The following is a 20,963-nucleotide window of genomic DNA, read 5'->3' on the forward strand; positions in this document are numbered from 1 at the left end:
CACCGTCAGCAGCAGAAAGAGGAATGCCCATGAGGCCTGTCCGCTCGAGTGCCCTCCTGGGGCTCTCCCTCGCCCTCACCCTGACCGCCTGTGGCGGTGAAGGGGCGGAGGGGTCGCCGACGTCCGGCAGCAGCTACGCCGACGGCAAGACGTTCACCCTCGCCATCGGCACCGACCCCGGCGCGCTCGACCCCCAGGCCTCCCCGGTCAGCGCGGCCCTCCAGCTCGGCCGGTTCGCGTACGACTCGCTGGTGACCGTCAACGGCGAGGGGGAGATCGAGCCGAACCTCGCGACGTCATGGAAGGTCGATGGCACCAAGGTCACCTTCGAGATCGGTGACGGCATCACCTGCTCCGACGGCTCGGACTTCACGGCCCAGACCGTGGTCGACAACCTGGACTACGTCGGCAATCCCAAGAACCAGAGCCCCTTCCTCGGCGTCTTCGTCCCCGCAGGCGCCAAGGCGTCGGCCTCCGGATCGACCGTCACGCTCAAGCTGGCAGGACCCTCGCCGTTCGTGCTCAATGGCCTCGCCAGCCTGCTCCTCGTCTGCGACGCCGGCCTCGAGGACCGCGACGGCCTCGCGTCCGCCTCCGCCGGCACGGGCCCGTACACGCTCGAGGAGGCGGCGTCGGGAGACCACTACAGCTACAAGGTCCGCGAGGACTACGCCTGGGGTCCCGACGGGGCGAAGACCTCCGAGACCGGCACGCCCGCTGCGATCGAGGTCAAGGTCGTCACCAACGAGACGACCGCCGCCAACCAGCTGACCAGCGGGGAGATCAACGCCGCCGGCATCATCGGGCCCGACGCCGTGCGACTGACCGCCGCCGACATCGACGCGGAGAAGACGGCACTGATCACCGGCGAGCAGTGGTACAACCACGCCGAGTCTCGCCCCGCCTCGGATGCGGCCGTCCGCACCGCCCTCACGCAGGTCGTCGACCTGGCCGAGCTGCAGAAGGTCATCACGTCCGGCGCCGGGGAGCCGGCGACCGGACTGGCGATCCTCGAGCCTCGGGCGTGCCAGGGCGACTCGGTCGAGGGCAACCTCCCCGAGACCGACCCCGCAGCCGCGGCCGCGGCGCTGGAGGGTGCCGGCTGGGCGAAGGGATCGGACGGCACCTACGCCAAGGACGGCAAGAAGCTCGCCGTCACCTTCGTCCACGACACCGCTCTGGGCAGCGGTGGTGCCGCCGCCGCGGAGCTGGCGGTCAAGGCGTGGCAGGACTTCGGCATCGACGTGAGTGCCAAGGCGGCGACCACCGCCGAGCTCGAGCCGATCCTCTTCGGCAGCGGCGACTGGGACATCGCGTGGGAGCCGATCAACGTCGGCACGCCGGACCAGCTGGTGCCGTTCCTGTCGGGCCCGGCCGTCGCCGACGGCGGGATGAACTTCTCCGGCATCGAGAACGACGACTACACCGCCGCAGTCGAGACCGCCACGGCCAAGACCGGCACCGAGGGCTGCGACGACTGGTCGGCCGCCGAGGCCGCGCTCTTCGAGGCGGCAGACATCGTGCCGTTCGCCAACAACGTCTCGCAGACCTTCCACAAGGGCGCCGACCTCGTCGTCACCGACATCATCGTGCCCACCAGCATCCGGATGCTCGGCTGAGCGGCACGTCACCCATGACCACCCTGACCCCCGCAGCCGCGCCGTCCCGCCCAGTCCTCGGACTGGGCGGGCGGTGGGCCCGGTTCGCCCTCCGTCGCACGGGGCGCCTGCTGGTGTCGCTGTGGGCGCTCGTGACGGCGTCCTTCCTGATGATCCACTTCGTGCCCGGTGACCCGGTGCGGGCCGCGCTGGGACTCACGGCGCCGGCCGACCTGGTGGCTGCCCGACGCGAGTCGCTGGGGCTGAACGACCCGCTCCTCACGCAGTACCTGCACTACATCGGAAACCTGTTCCACGGGGACCTCGGTGAGTCGATCCAGACCGAGATCCCCGTCTGGGACACCATCGCCCAGCGGTTCCCGGCCACCGCCTCCCTCGCGGTCCTGGCCTTCGTCGCGGCGGTGCTCATCGCCATCCCTCTCGGCGTGGCCGTGGCCGTGGCCACCCGCCGCGGCCGCCGGCGGCGTACGGAGCTCGCCTTCGCCGGCAGCAGCGTGGTCCTCGGCTCCGTCCCCGACTTCCTCCTGGGCGTCGCCCTGGTCGCGGTCTTCGCGGTGAACCTGGGGTGGTTCCCGGTCGCCGGTCGTGATGGTGCGTCGTCGTACGTCCTCCCGGTGATCGCCCTGACGATCGGGCCGGCCGCGCTGCTCGCCCGCATCGTCCGGGTCGAGATGCTCACCGTCCTCGAGACCGACTACGTCCGTACGGCGCGCGCCAAGCGCCTGCCGGCGCTGCGCATCCACCTGCGCCACGCCCTGCCGAACGCCGTCACGGCGACGCTGACCCTCGGCGGCATGCTCCTCGCCACCATGGTCGCCAGCACGGTGCTGGTCGAGAACGTCTTCGCCTGGCCCGGGTTGGGCAGCACGATCGTCCAGTCGATCGTCCTCAGGGACTACCCGCTCGTGCAGGGCACGGTCCTCGTGTACGGCGTCTGCGTGCTGGCCGTGAACACCCTCGTCGACGTCGCCCTGGCCGTCCTCGACCCGCGGTCCACGATCGGGGACCTGTGATGAGCCGCTGGACCCGCGTCGTCCGGACGCCCGTCGGCATCACCGGCGTCAGCCTGCTCACCCTCGTCCTCGTCCTCGCGGTCGTCGCCCCGATCCTGTGGGGCGACCGGGCCGACGCGGTCGACACCGACAACCTGCTCGCGGGCCCGTCCGCCGACCACTGGCTCGGAACGGACAGCCTCGGCCGCGACATCTTCTTCCGCGTCCTGGTGGCGACTCGGCTCTCGGTGACCCTGGCCCTCCTGGCCACCGTCCTCGGGGTGGTGGTGGGACTGCTCCTCGGCGCGGCGCCGCTGCTCCTCGGCCGCCGGTCTGGGCGGCTGGTGACGGCGACCGTCAACGTCATGGTGGCCTTCCCCGGCCTGCTCCTCGTGCTGTTCCTGGCGGTGGTCTTCGGCGTGGGCGGGACGGGGGCCGTGCTTGCCATCGGGCTCGCCGGCGCGCCGGCGTTCGCCCGGCTCTGCCAGACGCTCATCGCCGGGGTCGCCGAGCGCGACTACGTCGCCGCGGCCCGCATCGCTGGGGTGGGCCGGGTCCGCGTCCTGCTCAGGCACGTCCTGCCCAACGTCGCCGAGCCGCTGATCGTCAACATCACGATCGGCGCCGGAGGGGTGTTGCTCAGCTTCGCGGGGCTCTCCTTCCTCGGGCTGGGCGTCCAGCAGCCGGCGTACGACTGGGGCCGACTGATGCAGGAGGGCCTCGCCGGGATCTACATCCACCCGCTCGCCGCGCTCGCGCCGGGCATCGCGGTGATCATCGCCGCGCTCGCGTTCAACCTCACCGGTGAGGCGATCGCCGGGGCCGTCGGTGTCTCGGCGGCCACCGGGCTCGTGGACCCGGTCGCGCACGTCGAACGGCCGGACGCCCCGGTGTCCGAGCACCCGCACGACACCGCGGGCGACCCGGGGCTGGTGCTCGACGTCCGCGGCCTCACAGTCGGGTTCCCCGGCCCGCACGGGGTGGTCCGCCCGGTGCGCGGGGTGTCCTTCGGGATCCGTGCCGGCGAGGCGGTCGGCGTGGTCGGGGAGTCCGGCTCGGGCAAGTCGCTCACGGCTCTCGCCATCGCACGACTCATCGAGGAGCCCGGCCGGGTCGACGCGGACCGGCTCGTCTTCTGCGGTGCCGACCTGCTCGGCGACCCGACGGACTCGGGGGACGACCACGACGAGCTGCTCGGCACCTCGTTGGCGGTGGTCTTCCAGGATCCGATGACCTCGTTCAACCCCACGATGCGGATCGGCAGCCAGCTGGCCGAGGTCGGCCGCTACCACCAGGGGCTGGACCGCAAGGACGCGCATGCTCGTGCGGTCGACCGGCTCGCGGCCGTGCGCGTCGACGACCCCGAGCGCCGGGCGCGGCAGTACCCGTTCGAGTTCTCCGGGGGCATGCGTCAGCGCGCCATGATCGGCATGGGACTGATGGGCAGCCCGCGGCTGATCATCGCGGACGAGCCGACGACGGCGCTGGACGTCACCGTCCAGGCGCAGGTCCTCGCTCTCCTCAAGCAGGTGCAGTGCGAGCAGGAGGCGGCGCTGCTCTTCATCAGCCACGATGTCTCCGTCGTGCGCGAGGTCTGCGACCGGGTCGTCGTCATGTACGCCGGCCGCGTCGTCGAGGAGCTTCCCGTCGCCGACCTGGCCGACCCCGAGCGCGTGGCGTCGGGCGGGGCGCAGCACCCCTACACGCGGGCGCTGCTCGCGGCCGTCCCGGACATGACCACCGACCTGACCGAGCCGCTCGCCACCATCCCGGGCACGCCCGTCGACCCGGCCGCAGTGCCGCCCGGGTGCGCCTACGCCGCCCGCTGCCCCCTCGCCTCGGTGCGGTGCCGCACCGAGGAGCCTCAGCTCGTCACCGACCAGCGTGGCCGCTCCGTGGCGTGCTGGCACGCCGGGGCACCGCTCGACCTGCTCCCGACCGGCGAGGTGGTGGCGACGTCATGAGCACCCTGCACTTCGACAACGTCACCGTCCGCTACGGCCACCACACCGTGCTCGACCAGGTCAGCCTGACCGTCCACGACGGACAGGTCGTCGGTCTCGTCGGCGAGTCCGGCTCCGGCAAGTCCACCCTGGCCCGGACCGCGGTCGGACTCGCGCCGCTCAGCAGCGGCACCGTCCTCCTCGACGGTGTCCCCGTCCCCCTCAAGGGTCGGCGCCGCCCGATCCAGATGGTCTTCCAGGATCCCTTCTCCTCCCTCGACCCGCGCATGACGATCGGGGAGTCGGTCGCCGAGGCGCTCCACGGGCCCGGCTCCGAGCGGATGTCCCGCGCCACGCGCCGCGCCGAGGTCGCGCGGTTCCTCGAGCTGGTCCACCTCGAGGCCGGCCGGGCGACCCAGCTGCCCGGGCAGCTCTCCGGCGGCCAGCGGCAGCGGGTCGCACTCGCCCGGGCGCTCGCCGGACGACCGCAGGTCGTCATCGCCGACGAGATCACGTCCGCCCTCGACGTCTCCGTCCAGGGCGCCGTGCTCAACCTGTTGCGGGAGATGCAACGCGAGCTCGGCCTCTCGGTGCTCTTCATCTCCCACAACCTCGCCGTCGTCCGTTACGTCGCCGATCAGGTCGCGGTGATGGAGGGCGGTCGCATCGTCGAGCACGGACCCGTGGCGGGCGTGCTCGAGAACCCGCAGCACGACTACACCCGCCAGCTCCTCGCCGCCATCCCCGGCACCCACCACTGAGTCAAGGAGATCTCATGACCACCACCCCACCCATCGACCAGGCCCACTGGGAGTCGCGCCTCACCGAGCTCGTGAAGAAGCACGGCGTCCCCGGCGCCCAGCTCGGCATCCTGCGTGTGGGCCGCGACGGCGCGCCCGACGAGCTCGTCACCGCCGTCACCGGAGTCCTCCACGCCGGGACCGGCCAGCCTGCCACCGACGACGCGGTCTGGCAGATCGGCTCGGTCAGCAAGGTGTGGACCGCGACCGTCATCATGCAGCTCGTCGACGAGGGGAGGTTCACCCTCGACACCCCTGTCGTCGAGATCGTGCCCGAGCTCGCGCTGCAGGACCCGGACGTCACCAAGACGGTCACGGTCTGGCACCTCCTGACCCACACCAGCGGCATCGACGGCGACGTCTTCACCGACACCGGCCGCGGCGACGACTGCCTCGAGAAGTACGTCGCTGAGCTCGGCGAGGCCGCCCAGAACCACCCGCTCGGGGCCACCTGGTCGTACTGCAACTCAGGTTTCAGCCTGCTCGGCCGGATCATCGAGGTCAGCACCGGGCTGACCTGGGACCAGGCCATGAAGGAGAAGCTCTTCGCCCCGCTGGGCCTCACCCACACCGGCACGCTGCCCGAGGAGGCCATGGTCTTCGCCCACGCGATGGGCCACCTCGAAGGCGGTGACGAGCCGAAGGTGGCCCCGGTCTGGGGCCTGCCACGTTCGGTCGGACCGGCCGGGCTCATCACCGCGACCGCGACCGACGTCCTCGCCTTCGCTCGCATGCACCTGAACGGTGGCGTCGCCGCCGACGGCACCCGCGTGCTGTCCGAGGCCAGCGCCGCGGCGATGGCCGACTACCAGACCGACTGCCCCGAGAAGCTGCTCCTCGGCGACTCCTGGGGGCTGGGCTGGTTCCGCTGCGACTGGAACGGTCACCGCGCGATCGGCCACGACGGCAACACCATCGGCCAGGCAGCGTTCCTCCGCCTGCTCCCCGAGGCCGGCCTCGCGGTCTCCCTGAACACCAACATCGGCTCCGCGATCCCGCTCTACCAGGACCTCTACGAGGAGATCTTCGCCGAGCTGGCCGACGTCGCCCTGCCGGACCGCTTCGAGGTCCCCAGCGAGCCCGTCGACGTCGACCCCACGCCGTACGTCGGCACGTACTCCCGCGAATCCGTCACCGAGGAGGTCTTCGTCGAGGACGGCAAGGCCTTCATGCGGATCACGGTCTCGGGCCCGGTGGCGGAGCTCGAGGAGTCCGAGCCCGAGACCAACGAGCTGGTCGCGGTGTCGGACGCCCTGTTCGCGATGAAGCCGGACAAGAGCGAGGCCTACTACCCGGTGCGCTTCTACTCCCTGCCCACCGGCGAGCAGTACCTCCACTTCGGCGCGCGCGCCACTCCGAAGAAGTCCTGATGACGTCTCCCTCCACCGGCGTGGTGGCCGACCTCGACCTGCTCCTCGCCGACCTGCGCGAGCTCGTCGAGGTCGAGTCGCCGTCGAGCGACCCCACCGCGGTCGCCGCCTCCGCCGAGGCGGTGGCGCGGGTGGGGGAGCGTCTGCTCGGGAGCGAGCCGGAGCGGATCCTGGTCGACGGCGTCGTCCACCTGCGGTGGCGCCTCGGTCCGGGGCCGACCCGGGTGCTCGTGCTCGGCCACCACGACACGGTGTGGCCGCTGGGGACCCTGACCGTCCACCCGTTCGGCGTGGTCGACGGCGTGGTGCGCGGGCCGGGCTGCTTCGACATGAAAGCCGGACTGGTGATGGCGTTCCACGCCGTCGCCGCGCTGCCGGGGCGTGATGGCGTCACGATCCTCGTCACCGGTGACGAGGAGATCGGCTCGCCGACCTCGCGAGCACTGATCGAGTCCGAGGCCACGGGGACCATCGCGGCGCTGGTGCTCGAGGCCTCGGCGGACGACGGCGCGCTGAAGACCGCCCGCAAGGGCACCTCGCTCTACGAGGTCGAGGTGGTCGGCCGCGCCGCCCATGCCGGCCTGGACCCGGAGAAGGGCGTCAACGCGACGCTGGAGCTCGCCCACCAGGTCCACGCGGTCGCTGCGCTGGCCGACGCGACCAGTGGCACGACGGTGACGCCCACCGTCACGACTGCGGGCACGACCGCGAACACCGTCCCGGCGACGGGGCGCTTCGCGGTCGACGTACGAGCCTGGTCGCAGGCCGAGCTCGAGCGGGTGGACGCGGCCCTGCGGGCGCTCAGTCCCGCCCTCCCCGGCGCATCGGTCGTGGTGCACGGCGGCATCAACCGGCCGCCGCTGGAGGAGTCGTCGTCCCGGCACCTGTTCCGGCGGGCGAGCGCGCTCGCGGAGCGGTGGGGCCTGCCCCCGGTGTCGGCCGCAGCCGTCGGTGGCGCCTCCGACGGCAACTTCACCGCGGGGGTCGGCGTCGCCACCCTGGACGGACTGGGCGCCGTGGGCGGGGGGGCGCACGCGGCCGACGAGCACGTCCTCGTCGACCGGCTCGTCGACCGCACCGTGCTGCTCGGTGCCCTGCTGGCCGACCTGCTGACCGAGGTGCCCGATGACGACTGAGCCCCAAGCATCCTTCGAGGCGGCGGCCGCCCGCTCACGGGTCGTCGTCCGCGAGCTCACCGAGCTCCACGAGCTGCACCTGGCCGCCGGCGTGCTGGGCGAGATCTGGGGGGTGCCCGACAAGCCGCCGATGAACGCCGAGCTGCTCCGCGCCCTGGCGAAGGCGGAGAGCTACGTGGCAGCGGCGTACGACGGCGCCACGATGGTCGGCGTCTGCGTGGGCTTCCACTCCGCGCCGGCCGCCCGCGCCATGCACAGTCACATCGCCGGGGTGACCTCCGCGATGACGGGCCGGCACGTGGGATTCGCCCTCAAGCTGCACCAGCGGGCGTGGTGCCTGGACCGCGGCATCACCCTGATGGAGTGGACCTACGACCCGCTCGTCGCCCGCAACGCGTGGTTCAACCTGGGCAAGCTCGGAGCGCGCGTCGCGGAGTACCTCCCCGACTTCTACGGCTCGATGGGCGACGGCATCAACCGGGACGACGAGACCGACCGGATCCTGGTCCACTGGTCGCTGGAGGAGTCGGTCGTGGTCGACGCCTGTGCGGGCACGCCGGTCCGCCCCGTCGTGCCGGCGGGTGCCGCAGCGTCGTGGGTCGCCGTGCCGCACGACATCGAGGCGATGCGGCTCGGCGACCTCGAACAGGCCCGGAGCTGGCGCCTGAAGGTGCGCGACCAGCTCACCGTCGCCCTGGCCACCGGCGGCCGGGTCGCGGGATTCGACAAGGAGCGCGGGTACCTCGTGCTCCCGACAGAAGGAGAACAGTCGTGAAGCTGCAGGGCGTTGAGCTGCGACGCGTGGCGATGCCGCTGGTGTCGCCGTTCCGGACCTCGTTCGGGACCCAGACCACGCGCGACATCCTGTTGCTGCGTGCCGTCACGACCTCGGACCGGGGCGACGCGGAGGGCTGGGGGGAGTGCGTCGCGATGTCCGACCCGCTCTACTCCTCGGAGTACGTCGACGCGACGGCCGACGTGCTGCGTCGATTCCTGCTGCCCGAGCTGGGGGCCTCGGCCGACGAGGTGGACCGGCACGGCGCGTACGCGGTGGGTTCGGTGCTGCACAAGTTCAAGGGCCACCGGATGGCCAAGGCCGCCCTCGAGATGGCTGTGCTCGACGCCGAGCTCCGGACCGAGGGTCGCTCCTGGGCGAGGGAGCTCGGCGCCGTGCGCGACCGGGTGCCTTCGGGCGTCTCCGTGGGCATCTTCGACAGCATCCCGCACCTGCTCGACGTGGTCGGCGGCTATCTCGACGCGGGCTACGTCCGGATCAAGCTGAAGATCGAGCCGGGCTGGGACGTGGAGCCGGTGCGCGCCGTGCGGGAGCGGTTCGGGGACGACGTGCTGCTGCAGGTCGATGCCAACACGGCGTACACGCTCCGCGACGCCCGCCACCTCGCCCGGCTCGACGCCTTCGACCTGCTCCTCATCGAGCAGCCCCTCGAGGAGGAGGACGTGCTGGGCCACGCCGAGCTGGCGCGGCAGCTGTCGACGCCGGTGTGCCTGGACGAGTCGATCGTGTCGGCACAGACCGCGGCGGCCGCCATCAGCCTGGGCGCCTGCTCGGTCATCAACATCAAGCCCGGCCGGGTGGGCGGCTACCTCGAGGCGGTGCGCATCCACGACCTCGCGGCCGCCCACGGCCTGGCCGTGTGGTGCGGTGGGATGGTCGAGACCGGCCTCGGCCGGGCGGCCAACGCGGCGCTCGGGGCGCTGCCGGGGTTCACGCTGCCGGGTGACATCTCCGCCTCCGACCGCTTCTACCGGACCGACATCACCGAGCCGCTCGTGATCGAGGACGGCCACATGGCGGTGCCGAGTGGTCCGGGGCTCGGCGTCACGCCGATCCTCGAGATCCTCGACTCCGTCACGACTGCGACCGAGTGGATCCCGCTCTGAGCCTCCAGACGTGACCACGCCGCTTATCCTGACCTCCGTGAGCCAACGGCCGCGAGCGAGTCTGGGTCGGATCCTCGACGACCTCGGCGACTCCCTGCTCGAGCTTGTCGCCGGCGACCCGGACCACGAGGGCGAGATCGGCGGGGTCGTCATCCACGACCCCGATGACGAGCCCGTGCACCCGCCCGGTGCGCTCGTGCTCGGGGTCGGCGTGCCGGCCGCCGACATCGCCGGACTCGTGCGCGACGTCGGGCGCCGTGGCGCGGTCGGGCTGGTCGTCCGCGCGCCCGTGGCGCTCACCCCGGAGCTCGACACGGCGATCGACGAGGCCGGCCTGGCGCTGCTGGGCCTCCGTCGCGGCGCGACCTGGGCCCAGCTGACCGCGCTGCTGCGCTCGCTGCTCGCGGAGGGCGACGTCGGCCCAGCCGAGCCGGAGTCGCTCGGCGGTCTCCCGTCGGGTGACCTGTTCGCCGTGGCCAATGCCATCGGCGCGCTCCTCGACGCGCCCGTCACGATCGAGGACCGCAGCTCGCGCGTGCTCGCCTTCTCGGGCCGCCAGGACGAGGCCGACCCCTCGCGGGTGGAGACGATCATCGGTCGTCAGGTCCCGGAGAAGTACGCGCGCATGCTGACCGAGCTCGGAGTCTTCCGGGACCTCTACCGCGAGAACCGGCCAGTGGTCGTCGACCCGACCATGCTCGGCGCGGACACCATCAGCAAGCAGCGAGTGGCGATCGCCGTACGGGCCGGCGACGAGGTGCTCGGCTCGATCTGGGCCGCGATGGACGGGGAGGTCACCCCCGAACGCGCGGCCGCCCTGCAGGACGCCGCGAAGCTCGTCGCGCTGCACATGCTGCGAGTGCGTGCCGGAGCCGACGTGCAGCGCCGCCTCCGCACGGACCTGGTCAGCACCGCCCTCGAGGGTGGCCTGGGCGCGGGCGACGCGCTGGCCCGTCTCGGGCTGGGCGGCAAGCAGGTCGTGGTCCTGGCCGTCTCGTTGCCTGCCGCTCGGGTGGCCGACCAGGACGCGGACCCCGGCGGGCTCGGCGAGCTGGACCGGGTCGCCGACGCACTCGCCGTCCACCTCTCCGCCTCGGTGCCGTCGTCGGCGGTCGCGGTCGTGGGCGGCATCGCCTTCGCCCTGCTCCCCGTGCACGGCTCCGGTCCGGACCCCGAGCAGCGGGCCGCCCGGTTGGCGGAGGACTTCTGCGAGCGGCTGGGCGCGCGGCTGCCGACCGTGGTGGGCGTCGGTGGCGTCGGGTCCGACGTCGGCGGCGTGACCGCGTCGCGGGCGGCGGCGGTGCGGGCCCTGCGCGTCCTCCGGGACGGCCACCACGCCCAGCGTCGCGTCGCGCGGTTGCCCGACGTGCACACGGAGTCGTTGCTCCTCGAGCTCCGCGACCTGGCCGCCGCGCGCGGCGAGCGCCCGATGGGGCCCATCGCGCGCCTGCTGGACTACGACGCGCGCAACGATTCCGGTCTCACCGAGACCCTGGCGGCCTGGCTCGACGCACTGGGTGACGTCCGCTCCGCCGCCGCCAGGCTGTTCATCCACACCAACACGCTCCGCTACCGGCTCCGGCGGGTCGAGGAGATCAGCGGGCTGGACCTCACCGACCCCGACCAGCGCTTCGCGGCGATGCTCCAGCTGCGGATGCTGACGCCGCGTCCCTGAAACCGTGCGAAGGGGACCTCGACGGCGGAAGAAGCAGCAGGGCGATGGCTAGCGCCTCATGCCCACATCCTGGCGTCGCGTGCGCAGATCTCCCGCCAATTGAGGGTATCCCGTACGGACGTCTTGACTGTGATGCAGGTCACAACAAGGGTGATGGTCCCGAGAATCTCACCCTTCCGCAAGAAGCGAGGTCGATCGTGCGCTCTCTCCCCCCAGCGCTTGCACTCGCCGCCCTGACGGCCGGACTGCTTGTCGCCAGCCCGCCCGCGAGCACCACTCCCAGCAGCGCCGACCGCGGCGGCGAGCTCGAGGTCTACGTCGTCGAAGGCTCGGCCGCGCAGGTCAGTGACCTCGCCGACGTCGGCGTCGACACCACCCACATCACACAGGAACGCGCTGGCGCCGGCGAGGTGCGGCTCGACGCCGTCATCACCGAGACCCAGGCCGCGCAGCTGCGCAAGGAAGGTCTCGAGGTCAAGGTCAAGAAGGTCAACGGGCGCAATGCCTCCGATGCGGCGCGACTCCAGAACCTCGCCGGCTACGACGCCTACCGCTCATACAGCGAGCCCGGCGGCATCGCTGACGAGCTGCGCGAGACGGCGGCGGCCTACCCCGCGATCACCAAGCTCGTCACCCTCGGGCAGACCGTCAACGGCCAGGACATCCTCGCGTTGAAGGTCACCAAGAACGCCAAGCAGCTCAAGGACGGCAAGCGGCCCTCGGTCCTGTACGGCGGCGCGCAGCACGCGCGCGAGTGGATCACCCCCGAGATGGTCCGCAGGCTGATGCACCACTACCTCGAGGGCTACGGCAGCGACGCCGAGCTGACGGGAATCGTCGACACCACCGAGCTGTGGTTCCTGCCGGTGTCCAACCCGGACGGCTACGACTTCACCTTCACCCCGGACAACCGCCTGTGGCGCAAGAACCTCCGCGACAACAACGGCGACGGCACGATCACTCCCGGTGACGGCGTGGACCCCAACCGAAACTTCGCCGTCAAGTGGGGCTGGGACAACGAAGGCTCCTCGCCCGAGCCGGCCAGCGAGACCTACCGCGGCACCGGCCCGAACTCCGAGCCGGAGACCCAGGCGCTCGACGCCTTGCTGAACCGCGTCGGCTTCGAGTTCTACATCAACTACCACTCGGCGGCCGAGCTCCTGCTCTACGGCATCGGCTGGCAGGTAGCCACGCCGTCACCCGACGACGTGATCTACAAGGCGATGGTCGGCGACGACGCCAACCCGGCGGTCGAGGGCTACGACCCGGATATCTCGGCAGAGCTCTACACCACCAACGGCGACACCGACACGCACGCCCAGGTGGGCTACGGCACCCTCGGCTTCACGCCGGAGATGACCACGTGCGAGACGGTCTCTGACTCCATCCCGGACGACGAGTGGTTGGCCGAGGACTGCCTCTCGGGCTTCAACTTCCCCGATGACGAGGGCCTGATCCAGGCCGAGTTCGAGAAGAACATCCCGTTCGCCCTGTCGGTCGCCAAGTCGACGCAGGACCCGGACGACCCGATCTCGGTCGTCGAGGACGACGGCACGCCTCGGACGGCGGCCGACCTGGTCTCCGACCCGTTCTCGGTCTCGCACGGCACCAGCCAGCCGGTCGCGGTCACCGCAAAGAAGGCGCTGCGCGACCTGCGCCTGAAGTACTCCGTCAACGGCGGTGCCACGAAGTCGGTCAAGACCGCGATGTGGCAGGGGGGCGAGCGTTATGGCGACACCCACCACGACTTCTACGGCGAGTTCCGCGGGACAGTGACCGGCACCAAGTCCGGTGACTCGGTCAAGGTCTGGTTCACCGGGGTCAAGCCGGGCACGGGCAACGTCAGCTCCGAGCCGTTCACCTACACGGTGGCCCGCGACATCGGCGGCGATGTGCTGATCCTGGCTGCCGAGGATGTCACGGGCATCAGCCCTGCGCAGGGCGTCACCAGCGCGAAGTACGCCGACGACTACGCCGCGGCCCTCACGGCCTCCGGCTACACCTCTGACGTGTACGACGTGGACGTCAACGGTCGTACCGCGCCGCACCACCTGGGTGTGCTATCCCACTACGACGCGATCGTCTGGGAGTCGGGCGACGACATCATCACTCGCGCCCCCGGGCAGCCGGGCGGCACAGCGGCGAAGTTGGCCGCGGACCTCGAGCTCACGGTCCGCGACTACCTCAACGAGGGCGGCAAGGCGCTGATCACCGGTCAGAACAACCAGTTCGCCCAGGGCACCGGACCGGCGTACTTCTACTCGCCCACGGCTCCGCCGGAGTGCACGGTGCGGGCCAACCCCTGTCTGCCCCTGGAGAACGACTTCCTCCAGTACTGGCTCGGCGCCTACAACTATGTCAGCGACGGCGGCACCGACGACACGGGCAACCCGTTCCCGATCGAAGGCGACTCCGGAGCGTTCGAGGGCTTCAGCGGCACCTTCAACGGTGGCGACGGCGCCGACAACCAGGGCCACACGGCCTCCCTGCTGACCACCTCGAGCTTCCTGCCCGAGGACGAGTTCCCGCAGTTCGCGAGCTCGGAGCCGATCGAGTGGGTCCGCCCCGGCGGCGCGCCATTCGACCCGCACACCGGTGAGTGGTACATGTTCAGCCAGACGGCGGACCAAGGGTGGAAGCGGCTCAGTCGGACGGTCGACCTGAGCGACGCCACCTCGGGTGCCGTGAAGTTCCAGATGTCGAACGACACCGAGGCGGACTGGGACTACGTCGTCGTCGAGGCCCGCGAGGTGGGCACCGAGAACTGGACCACGTTGCCCGACGCCAACGGCCACACCGCTCAGGGAACCGGCGAGTCGTGTGCGGCCGGTTGGGACGCGATCCACCCGTTCGTGACCCACTACCAGGGCGCGGACTGCTCCCCGACCGGGACCAGCGGGTCGTGGCACGCCGCGACCGGCAGCAGTGGTGGCTGGCAGGAGTGGAACGTCGACCTGACGGCGTACGCCGGAAAGCAGGTCGAGGTCTCGATCTCCTACATCACCGACTGGGGCACCCAGGGCCTCGGCGTGTTCGTCGACGACACCCAGGTCGTCGTGGACGGTGCGGTGAGCGCGGAGACGTCGTTCGAGGGTGACCTCGGCGGCTGGACCCCGTCCGCAGCGCCGGCCGGTTCCCGCGTCACCAACAACTGGGAGCGCAGCCAGACCGCCTTCCAGGAGGGCGCTGGCACCGTCACCGACGACACCGTCTTCACCGGCTTCGGTGTCGAGGGTCTGACCACGGCCGCGATGCGCAACGACTTCGTGGCTGGGGCCATGGCCCACCTCCTGGAGTAGCAGCTGCAGGAGGAGCGTGAGCAGGACCGGCCCCCGGCAACATTCCGGGGGCCGGCTGCTTCGGTGGTACGGACTGGCGGCCGACGAGGAGAACCAGTCGTGCCTCGACTGAAATGACGAAAAGGCCCCGTGGAGCCGGAGCCTTTTCAGTGTCCGAGGGGGGACTTGAACCCCCACGCCCTAATACGGGCACTAGCACCTCAAGCTAGCGCGTCTGCCAATTCCGCCACCCGGACGAGTGCTGGAGAACAGTAGCAAAGCAGTTCCGCGCCAACGAATCGGGGCAGGTGCACGCTCGTGGGGCAGGATGGACGGCATGGAACAGGCGCCCCAGGACAGCTCGCAGGACCGCTCGAACGACCGCTCCTACGACCCCGCCGCGGAGGTCGTCCAGCTGTGCCAGGACCTCATCGGGATCGACACGTCCAACTACGGCACCGACGACGGTCCGGGGGAGCGCAAGGCGGCCGAGCACGTCGCCGCACTGCTCGACGAGGTCGGCATCGGGGCCGAGATCATCGAGGGCCGTCCCGGGCGGGCCAACGTCGTGGCGCGCTGGGGCGGCGGCGACGGCCGGGCGCCCCTGCTGCTCCACGGCCACCTCGACGTCGTACCCGCTGAGGCGTCGGACTGGCAGGTCGACCCGTTCGCCGGTGAGATCAAGGACGGTCAGGTCTGGGGCCGTGGCGCGGTCGACATGAAGGACTTCGACGCGATGCTGCTCAGTGTCGTGCGCGCCCGCGCGGCGGCCGGCGCGGCCCCGGACCGCGAGGTGGTGCTCTGCTTCACCGCCGACGAGGAGGCCGGCGGCCACCACGGTGCCGGGATCCTGGTCGACCAGCACGCCGACTGGTTCGCCGACTGCTCGGAGGCCGTCGGTGAGGTCGGCGGCTTCTCGGCCACGGTGCGTGGACGCCGGGTCTACCTCATCGAGGCCGCCGAGAAGGGGATGGCTTGGATGCGCCTGACCGCACGCGGCCGGGCCGGCCACGGCTCGATGATCAACGACGACAACGCCGTCACCCGGCTCGCCGGTGCGGTGGCGCGGATCGGCGCCCACCAGTGGCCGGTGCGACTCACCCCCACCATGGAGGTCCTGCTCGCGACGGTCGGCGAGCTCGCCGGCACGGAGGCCAGGCCCGACAACGCCGAGGCGCTGGTCGAGGAGTTCGGCGATGCCGCCCGGATGCTCGGCGCGGTCATCCGCAACACCGCCAACCCGACGATGCTGCGGGCCGGCTACAAGACCAACGTCATCCCCACCGACGCGCAGGCGACCATCGACGGCCGCTTCCTGCCCGGCTACGAGGACGAGTTCTTCGCGACGCTCCGCGAGCTGGCCGGCGACGGCATCGAGTTCGACTTCGAGTCCCACCAGCAGCCGTGGGAGACGCCGTACGACGGTGACCTGGTCGACGCGATGACCCGCAGCCTGCTGGCCGAGGACCCCGACGCGCTCGTGGCGCCCTATACGATGAGCGGCGGCACGGACGCCAAGCACTTCCGCAAGCTCGGCATGCGCTCCTACGGCTTCGCGCCGCTGCGCCTGCCCGCCGACCTCGACTTCACCGCGCTGTTCCACGGCGTCGACGAGCGGGTGCCGGTCGACGCGCTCGAGTTCGGCGCGCGGGTCTTCGACAGGTTCCTCGACCAGGTCTGACCCGCGCCTGCTCCGGAGCCGGTGGCAGCGACCGCCGTCCGGCCCCTCGGCGGATGTTGCGCACGTCACCGGCGGACACCGGTGAGGGAATGGCGCGCGCTGTGGCATGGTTGCGACCACGAAGAGCTTGCGTGCTCTGGGGGCGGTGGAACTCCGCACCGGCGGTCACAGTCCGCGACCCGACCACAGCCAGTGGCCGGTTGACCAGGTGGAACTCCTGGACCGACGGTCATAGTCCGGATGAGAAGTGCACGCTGACGGCTCGCACGCCATCCCTCGCGTCCCGCGGGGGAGTGCCCCGTCGCCCGCCCCCCTGAGTCCCACCCGGACCGGAGGCGGAGATGACGACCAGCGAGGCAGAGAGCACCGCCATGAGGCGCGCGCTGGCGCTTGCTGTCACGCCGGGCGTGCCGCTGGGTCCGAACCCCCGCGTCGGGTGCGTGCTCCTCGCCCCGGACGGCACGACGGTCGCCGAGGGCTTCCACCGTGGCGCAGGCGGACCGCACGCCGAGGTCGAGGCGCTGCGCGAGGCCGGTGACGCCGCGCGGGGGACGACCGCCGTCGTCACCCTCGAGCCGTGCAACCACACCGGCCGCACTGGTCCCTGCTCGGAGGCGCTGGTCGCCGCCGGCGTACGTCGCGTCGTGTTCGCGCAGACCGACACCAACCCGGTCGCCGTCGGTGGTGCCGCCCGCCTGCGCGGGGCCGGCATCGAGGTGGAGTCCGGGCTCCTGGCCGAGGACGCCCAGGCCGTCAACCGCACGTGGACCTTCGCCCTCGAGCACGGCCGCCCGTTCGTCACCTGGAAGTTCGCGACCACCCTCGACGGGCGCAGCGCCGCCGCCGACGGCACCAGCCGCTGGGTCTCCAGCCGCGCCGCCCGCCTCGACACCCACCGACTGCGCGGGCTCTGCGACACCATGCTGGTCGGCACCAGCACCGTCGAGGTCGACGACCCCGAGCTGACCGTCCGTGACGAGGTCGACGAGCCGGTGGTGCACCAGCCGCTGCGTGCCGTGATGGGCCTGCGCGACCTCGCGCCCGACCGCCGGATCCTCAACGACCGCGCCGAGACGGTGCACCTGCGCACCCGCGACCCGCGCGAGGCGCTCGACACCCTCTTCGCCCGGGATCGCCAGCACGTGTTCCTCGAGGGCGGCCCCACCCTCGCCCGCGCCTTCCTCACGGCCGGACTCGTCGACGAGGCCGTGGCCTATGTCGCCCCGATGCTGCTGGGTGCGGGCTCCAGCGCCGTCGCCGACCTCGGCATCACCACCATCGCCGATGCCGTCCACCTGCACGTCGCGGACGTGCACGTGCTGCAGGGCCACGACGGCGAGGACACCAACGTCCGCCTCACCATGACCCCCCAGACGACCCCCCACAGGAGGCCCTGAATGTTCACCGGGATCGTCGAGGAGCTCGGCACCGTCGCCGAGGTCGTCGACCAGGGTGACGCCATCCGGCTCACCGTCCAGGCCGCGACGGTGCTCGAGGGCACCGGGCTCGGCGACTCCATCTCCGTCAACGGGTGCTGCCTCACCGTGTCCGAGCTCGGCGAGGGGCGCTGGACCGCCGACCTCATGCAGGAGACGCTCGACAAGACGTCGCTGCGGGGTGTCGCCCGCGGCGACCGGGTCAACCTCGAGCGCGCGGTCACCGTCGAGAAGCGCCTCGGCGGCCACATCGTCCAGGGCCACGTCGACGGCGTCGGTGAGGTCCTCTCACGCACGCCTAGCGAGCACTGGGACGTCGTCGAGATCTCCCTGCCCGGTGACCTCGACCGCTACCTCGTCGACAAGGGCTCGATCACCGTCGACGGCGTCAGCCTGACGGTCGTCGAGGCCCGCGAGGACAGCTTCACCGTCAGCCTCATCCCCGAGACCCTCGCGCGCACGACGCTCGGCAGCCGCCGCGTCGGCGACCTGGTCAACCTCGAGGCCGACGTCATCGCCAAGCACGTCGAGAAGCTGCTCGGCGCGTACTCCCCGACCTCCACCAGCACCCACACCCCCGAGAACGACGAGGAAGAATGATGGACCTGCTCGAATGGCTCATCCACGGCACGATCCCGGTGCCGGGCGACGGAGCGCTGGGTGCCCGCGAGGTCATCGGCAACGTCTTCGGCCTCGCCAGCGCGATCCTCGGCATGAAGCGGCTCGTCTGGGCCTGGCCGATCGGCCTGATCGGCAACGTCCTGCTCTTCACCGTCTTCGCCACCGGTGAGCTGTCCGGCCAGATCGACGAGCCGCTGTGGGGCCAGGCCGGCCGCCAGGTCTTCTTCGCCGCGATGTCCCTCTACGGCTGGTGGCGCTGGACCCAGCTGCGCCGCCACGGTGGCGCGTCCGACGGCGGCGCCATCGCGCCTCGCTGGGCGACCGGCGCCGAACGGGTCCAGCTGCTCGTGCTGGGCGTCGTCGGCTACGCAGCGGCGTACGTCCTCCTGACCCAGGTGCTGGGCTCCTGGGGCCCGGTCACCGAGGCGTGGATCCTCACCGGCTCGATGCTCGCGACCTACGGCATGGCCCGCGGCTGGGTGGAGTTCTGGCTCATCTGGATCCTCGTCGACATCGTCGGCGTGACGACGCTGGTGCAGGCCGGCTACTACCCGACCGCCGGCATGTACCTCTTCTACGCCGTGTTCGTGGTCATCGGGTTCTTCGTGTGGGTGCGGGCCAGCCGCACCGTCGTCGACACGACGGGCGCCGACCGCAGCACCGAGGTGGTGTCGGCATGAGCGCGCCCGACCGCGTGCGCCTCGACTCCGTCGAGCAGGCCGTCGCGGACATCGCCGCCGGCAAGGCCGTCGTCGTGGTGGACGACGAGGACCGGGAGAACGAGGGCGACATCATCTTCGCCGCCGCGAAGGCGACCCCCGAGCTGATGGCCTTCACCATCCGCCACTCCAGCGGCGTGATCTGCGTGCCGATGCCGGGCGACATGCTCGAGCGGCTCGAGATCCCGCTGATGACGCCCCACAACAAGGACAAGCTGCGCACGGCCTACACGATCTCCGTCGACGCCCGCGACGGCGTCTCCACCGGGATCAGCGCCGCCGACCGCGCCCGCACCGCGCGGACGCTGGCCGACTCCGCGACCGAGCCGTGGGAGCTCACCCGCCCGGGCCACGTGTTCCCGCTGCGCTACCGCGAGGGCGGCGTGCTGGTGCGCCGCGGGCACACCGAGGCCGCCGTCGACCTCGCCCGGCTGGCGGGCCTGACACCCGCCGGCGTCCTTGTCGAGGTCGTCAACGACGACGGCACGATGAAGCGGTCCCCGGAGCTGCGTGAGTTCGCCGACGAGCACGGCCTCGCGATGATCTCGATCGAGGACCTCGTGCGCTACCGCCGCCGCCACGAGCGCCACGTCGAGCGCGTCGCCGAGACCCGCCTGCCCACCCGGCACGGCGAGTTCACCGCCTACGGCTACCGCATCACCATCGACGACAGCGAGCACGTCGCGCTGGCGTACGGCGACATCGCCGGCGCCGTCGCGAAGGGCGAACCGGTGCTGACCCGGGTCCACAGCGAGTGCCTGACCGGCGACGTCTTCGGCAGCGAGCGCTGCGACTGCGGCCCCCAGCTCGACGAGGCACTGCGGACGATCGTCGCCGAGGGCAGGGGAGTGGTGGTCTACCTCCGCGGCCACGAGGGACGCGGCATCGGCCTCGTCGCCAAGCTGCAGGCCTACCAGCTGCAGGACGGCGGTCGCGACACGGTCGACGCCAACCTCGACCTCGGCCTGCCCGCCGACGCCCGCCACTACGGCACCGCGACCCAGGTGCTGCGCGACCTCGGCATCGAGTCGGTGCGGCTGATGACCAACAACCCGGACAAGACGGCGAGCCTGGAGGACTTCGGCATCCACGTGACCGAGCGCGTCCCCCTCGCCATCCACCCGACCGAGCACAATCGCGCCTACCTGCGCACCAAGGCCGAGCGGATGGGTCACCACCTGCCGGCCGTCGACCTGCCGCCGGTCGCCACCGACCACCAGGCCGAGCACCCCGAGCACCCTGAGCAACCTGAGCAAGGAGAGACCGCATGAGCGGATCAGGAGCACCCACCTCGCAGCCCTTCGACGCCGGCGACCTCAGGGTCGCGGTGGTCGCGGCGAGCTGGCACACCCAGGTGATGGACGGACTCGTCGGCGGCGCCGAGCGCGCGCTGGCGGCGTACGGCGTCAAGGACCCGGAGGTCATCCGGGTGCCGGGCACCTTCGAGCTGCCAGTGGTGGCGGCGGCGCTCGCGCGGGCGGGGTACGACGCCGTGGTGGCCCTCGGCGTCGTCATCCGCGGCGGCACGCCGCACTTCGACTACGTCTGCTCGGCCGCCACCGACGGCCTCACCCAGGTCAGCGTGGACCACGCGGTGCCGGTGGGCTTCGGCGTCCTCACCTGCGACACCGAGGAGCAGGCGCTCGACCGCGCCGGCCTCGAGGGGTCCGCCGAGGACAAGGGCTGGGAGGCGACGGCCGCCGCGCTCGACACCGCCCGCGTGGTGCGGGCGGTGCGGGCGGGGTGACCTCGCCGGCGGGTGGTCCGCGCCCGGGCCGGTGGGCGGCACCG

Annotated in this window: 16 protein-coding genes, 1 tRNA gene and 1 riboswitch; of the genes, 16 read left to right on the forward strand and 1 reads right to left on the reverse strand. The window is 71.7% G+C overall.

The annotated features are described in order from the left end of the window. The first annotated feature begins 29 nt into the window (after positions 1-29). The 10 genes from JOD65_RS13390 to JOD65_RS13435 all read left to right on the forward strand — a co-directional run bounded on the left by JOD65_RS13390 (position 30) and on the right by JOD65_RS13435 (position 14,736). Positions 30-1,619: an ABC transporter substrate-binding protein gene (locus tag JOD65_RS13390; protein WP_191197126.1), complete on the forward strand. Its 1,590-nt coding sequence runs from the start codon at positions 30-32 to the stop codon at positions 1,617-1,619. A 14-nt stretch (positions 1,620-1,633) separates the two neighbouring features. Further along, positions 1,634-2,632: an ABC transporter permease gene (locus tag JOD65_RS13395; RefSeq protein ID WP_204811167.1), complete on the forward strand. Its 999-nt coding sequence runs from the start codon at positions 1,634-1,636 to the stop codon at positions 2,630-2,632. Beyond that, complete coding sequence (locus JOD65_RS13400) at positions 2,632-4,575, forward strand: dipeptide/oligopeptide/nickel ABC transporter permease/ATP-binding protein (RefSeq protein WP_191197125.1); 1,944 nt, start codon at positions 2,632-2,634, stop codon at positions 4,573-4,575. The genes JOD65_RS13395 and JOD65_RS13400 overlap by 1 nt, the downstream gene beginning before the upstream one ends. After that, positions 4,572-5,315: an ABC transporter ATP-binding protein gene (locus JOD65_RS13405; RefSeq protein WP_191197124.1), complete on the forward strand. Its 744-nt coding sequence runs from the start codon at positions 4,572-4,574 to the stop codon at positions 5,313-5,315. Before JOD65_RS13400 ends, JOD65_RS13405 begins: the two co-directional genes overlap by 4 nt. 14 nt (positions 5,316-5,329) lie before the next feature. Further along, positions 5,330-6,724: a serine hydrolase domain-containing protein gene (locus JOD65_RS13410; protein WP_191197123.1), complete on the forward strand. Its 1,395-nt coding sequence runs from the start codon at positions 5,330-5,332 to the stop codon at positions 6,722-6,724. Next, the gene (locus tag JOD65_RS13415) at positions 6,724-7,860 is read left to right on the forward strand and encodes a M20/M25/M40 family metallo-hydrolase (protein WP_191197122.1); all 1,137 of its coding nucleotides are present in this window, start codon (positions 6,724-6,726) and stop codon (positions 7,858-7,860) included. The genes JOD65_RS13410 and JOD65_RS13415 overlap by 1 nt, the downstream gene beginning before the upstream one ends. Continuing rightward, a complete protein-coding gene (locus JOD65_RS13420) occupies positions 7,850-8,635 on the forward strand; it encodes a GNAT family N-acetyltransferase (protein WP_191197121.1) in 786 nt (261 codons plus the stop codon). Before JOD65_RS13415 ends, JOD65_RS13420 begins: the two co-directional genes overlap by 11 nt. Next, positions 8,632-9,762 carry an o-succinylbenzoate synthase gene (gene menC / locus JOD65_RS13425; protein WP_191197120.1) on the forward strand — a complete coding sequence of 377 codons (1,131 nt, stop codon included), beginning with the start codon at positions 8,632-8,634 and terminating at the stop codon, positions 9,760-9,762. The genes JOD65_RS13420 and menC overlap by 4 nt, the downstream gene beginning before the upstream one ends. A gap of 37 nt (positions 9,763-9,799) precedes the next feature. After that, complete coding sequence (locus JOD65_RS13430) at positions 9,800-11,437, forward strand: PucR family transcriptional regulator (protein WP_307821158.1); 1,638 nt, start codon at positions 9,800-9,802, stop codon at positions 11,435-11,437. 197 nt (positions 11,438-11,634) lie between these two features. After that, positions 11,635-14,736 carry a M14 family metallopeptidase gene (locus JOD65_RS13435; protein ID WP_307821159.1) on the forward strand — a complete coding sequence of 1,034 codons (3,102 nt, stop codon included), beginning with the start codon at positions 11,635-11,637 and terminating at the stop codon, positions 14,734-14,736. Between the two features lie 150 nt (positions 14,737-14,886). On the opposite strand, the gene JOD65_RS13440 is transcribed toward JOD65_RS13435, so the two are convergent. Beyond that, a tRNA-Leu gene (locus JOD65_RS13440) sits at positions 14,887-14,972 on the reverse strand. Between the two features lie 80 nt (positions 14,973-15,052). Here JOD65_RS13440 and JOD65_RS13445 point away from each other — a divergent pair. From JOD65_RS13445 to ribH, 6 genes are all read left to right on the forward strand, one after another. After that, the gene (locus JOD65_RS13445; protein WP_191197118.1) at positions 15,053-16,396 is read left to right on the forward strand and encodes a M20/M25/M40 family metallo-hydrolase; all 1,344 of its coding nucleotides are present in this window, start codon (positions 15,053-15,055) and stop codon (positions 16,394-16,396) included. Positions 16,397-16,523: 127 nt separating this feature from the next. Beyond that, positions 16,524-16,653, forward strand: a riboswitch (FMN riboswitch). 84 nt (positions 16,654-16,737) lie between these two features. Continuing rightward, positions 16,738-17,793, forward strand: a complete 1,056-nt coding sequence (gene ribD, locus JOD65_RS13450; protein ID WP_224748162.1) for a bifunctional diaminohydroxyphosphoribosylaminopyrimidine deaminase/5-amino-6-(5-phosphoribosylamino)uracil reductase RibD — start codon at positions 16,738-16,740, stop codon at positions 17,791-17,793. Next, a complete protein-coding gene (locus tag JOD65_RS13455; RefSeq protein ID WP_191197117.1) occupies positions 17,794-18,432 on the forward strand; it encodes a riboflavin synthase in 639 nt (212 codons plus the stop codon). It begins immediately after the preceding gene. Continuing rightward, positions 18,429-19,133, forward strand: a complete 705-nt coding sequence (gene pnuC / locus JOD65_RS13460; RefSeq protein ID WP_204811169.1) for a nicotinamide riboside transporter PnuC — start codon at positions 18,429-18,431, stop codon at positions 19,131-19,133. The genes JOD65_RS13455 and pnuC overlap by 4 nt, the downstream gene beginning before the upstream one ends. Then, complete coding sequence (locus tag JOD65_RS13465; protein WP_191197115.1) at positions 19,130-20,443, forward strand: bifunctional 3,4-dihydroxy-2-butanone-4-phosphate synthase/GTP cyclohydrolase II; 1,314 nt, start codon at positions 19,130-19,132, stop codon at positions 20,441-20,443. The genes pnuC and JOD65_RS13465 overlap by 4 nt, the downstream gene beginning before the upstream one ends. Further along, positions 20,440-20,919 (forward strand): 6,7-dimethyl-8-ribityllumazine synthase, encoded by a 480-nt coding sequence (gene ribH, locus JOD65_RS13470; RefSeq protein ID WP_191197114.1) that lies wholly within the window; start codon positions 20,440-20,442, stop codon positions 20,917-20,919. Before JOD65_RS13465 ends, ribH begins: the two co-directional genes overlap by 4 nt. The last annotated feature ends 44 nt before the right edge of the window (positions 20,920-20,963 follow it).

The organism is Nocardioides cavernae (assembly GCF_016907475.1).
GTDB classification, from domain to species: Bacteria; Actinomycetota; Actinomycetes; order Propionibacteriales; family Nocardioidaceae; genus Nocardioides; species Nocardioides cavernae.

Coding starts and splice junctions, on each gene's coding strand:
- JOD65_RS13420 (WP_191197121.1), top strand. CDS start 7,850: ATGACGACTGAGCCCCAAGCATCCTTCGAGGCGGCGGCCGCCCGCTCA.
- JOD65_RS13445 (WP_191197118.1), top strand. CDS start 15,053: ATGGAACAGGCGCCCCAGGACAGCTCGCAGGACCGCTCGAACGACCGC.
- ribH (WP_191197114.1), top strand. CDS start 20,440: ATGAGCGGATCAGGAGCACCCACCTCGCAGCCCTTCGACGCCGGCGAC.
- JOD65_RS13415 (WP_191197122.1), top strand. CDS start 6,724: ATGACGTCTCCCTCCACCGGCGTGGTGGCCGACCTCGACCTGCTCCTC.
- ribD (WP_224748162.1), top strand. CDS start 16,738: ATGACGACCAGCGAGGCAGAGAGCACCGCCATGAGGCGCGCGCTGGCG.
- JOD65_RS13465 (WP_191197115.1), top strand. CDS start 19,130: ATGAGCGCGCCCGACCGCGTGCGCCTCGACTCCGTCGAGCAGGCCGTC.
- JOD65_RS13455 (WP_191197117.1), top strand. CDS start 17,794: ATGTTCACCGGGATCGTCGAGGAGCTCGGCACCGTCGCCGAGGTCGTC.
- JOD65_RS13405 (WP_191197124.1), top strand. CDS start 4,572: ATGAGCACCCTGCACTTCGACAACGTCACCGTCCGCTACGGCCACCAC.
- JOD65_RS13410 (WP_191197123.1), top strand. CDS start 5,330: ATGACCACCACCCCACCCATCGACCAGGCCCACTGGGAGTCGCGCCTC.
- JOD65_RS13390 (WP_191197126.1), top strand. CDS start 30: ATGAGGCCTGTCCGCTCGAGTGCCCTCCTGGGGCTCTCCCTCGCCCTC.
- JOD65_RS13395 (WP_204811167.1), top strand. CDS start 1,634: ATGACCACCCTGACCCCCGCAGCCGCGCCGTCCCGCCCAGTCCTCGGA.
- JOD65_RS13400 (WP_191197125.1), top strand. CDS start 2,632: ATGAGCCGCTGGACCCGCGTCGTCCGGACGCCCGTCGGCATCACCGGC.
- pnuC (WP_204811169.1), top strand. CDS start 18,429: ATGATGGACCTGCTCGAATGGCTCATCCACGGCACGATCCCGGTGCCG.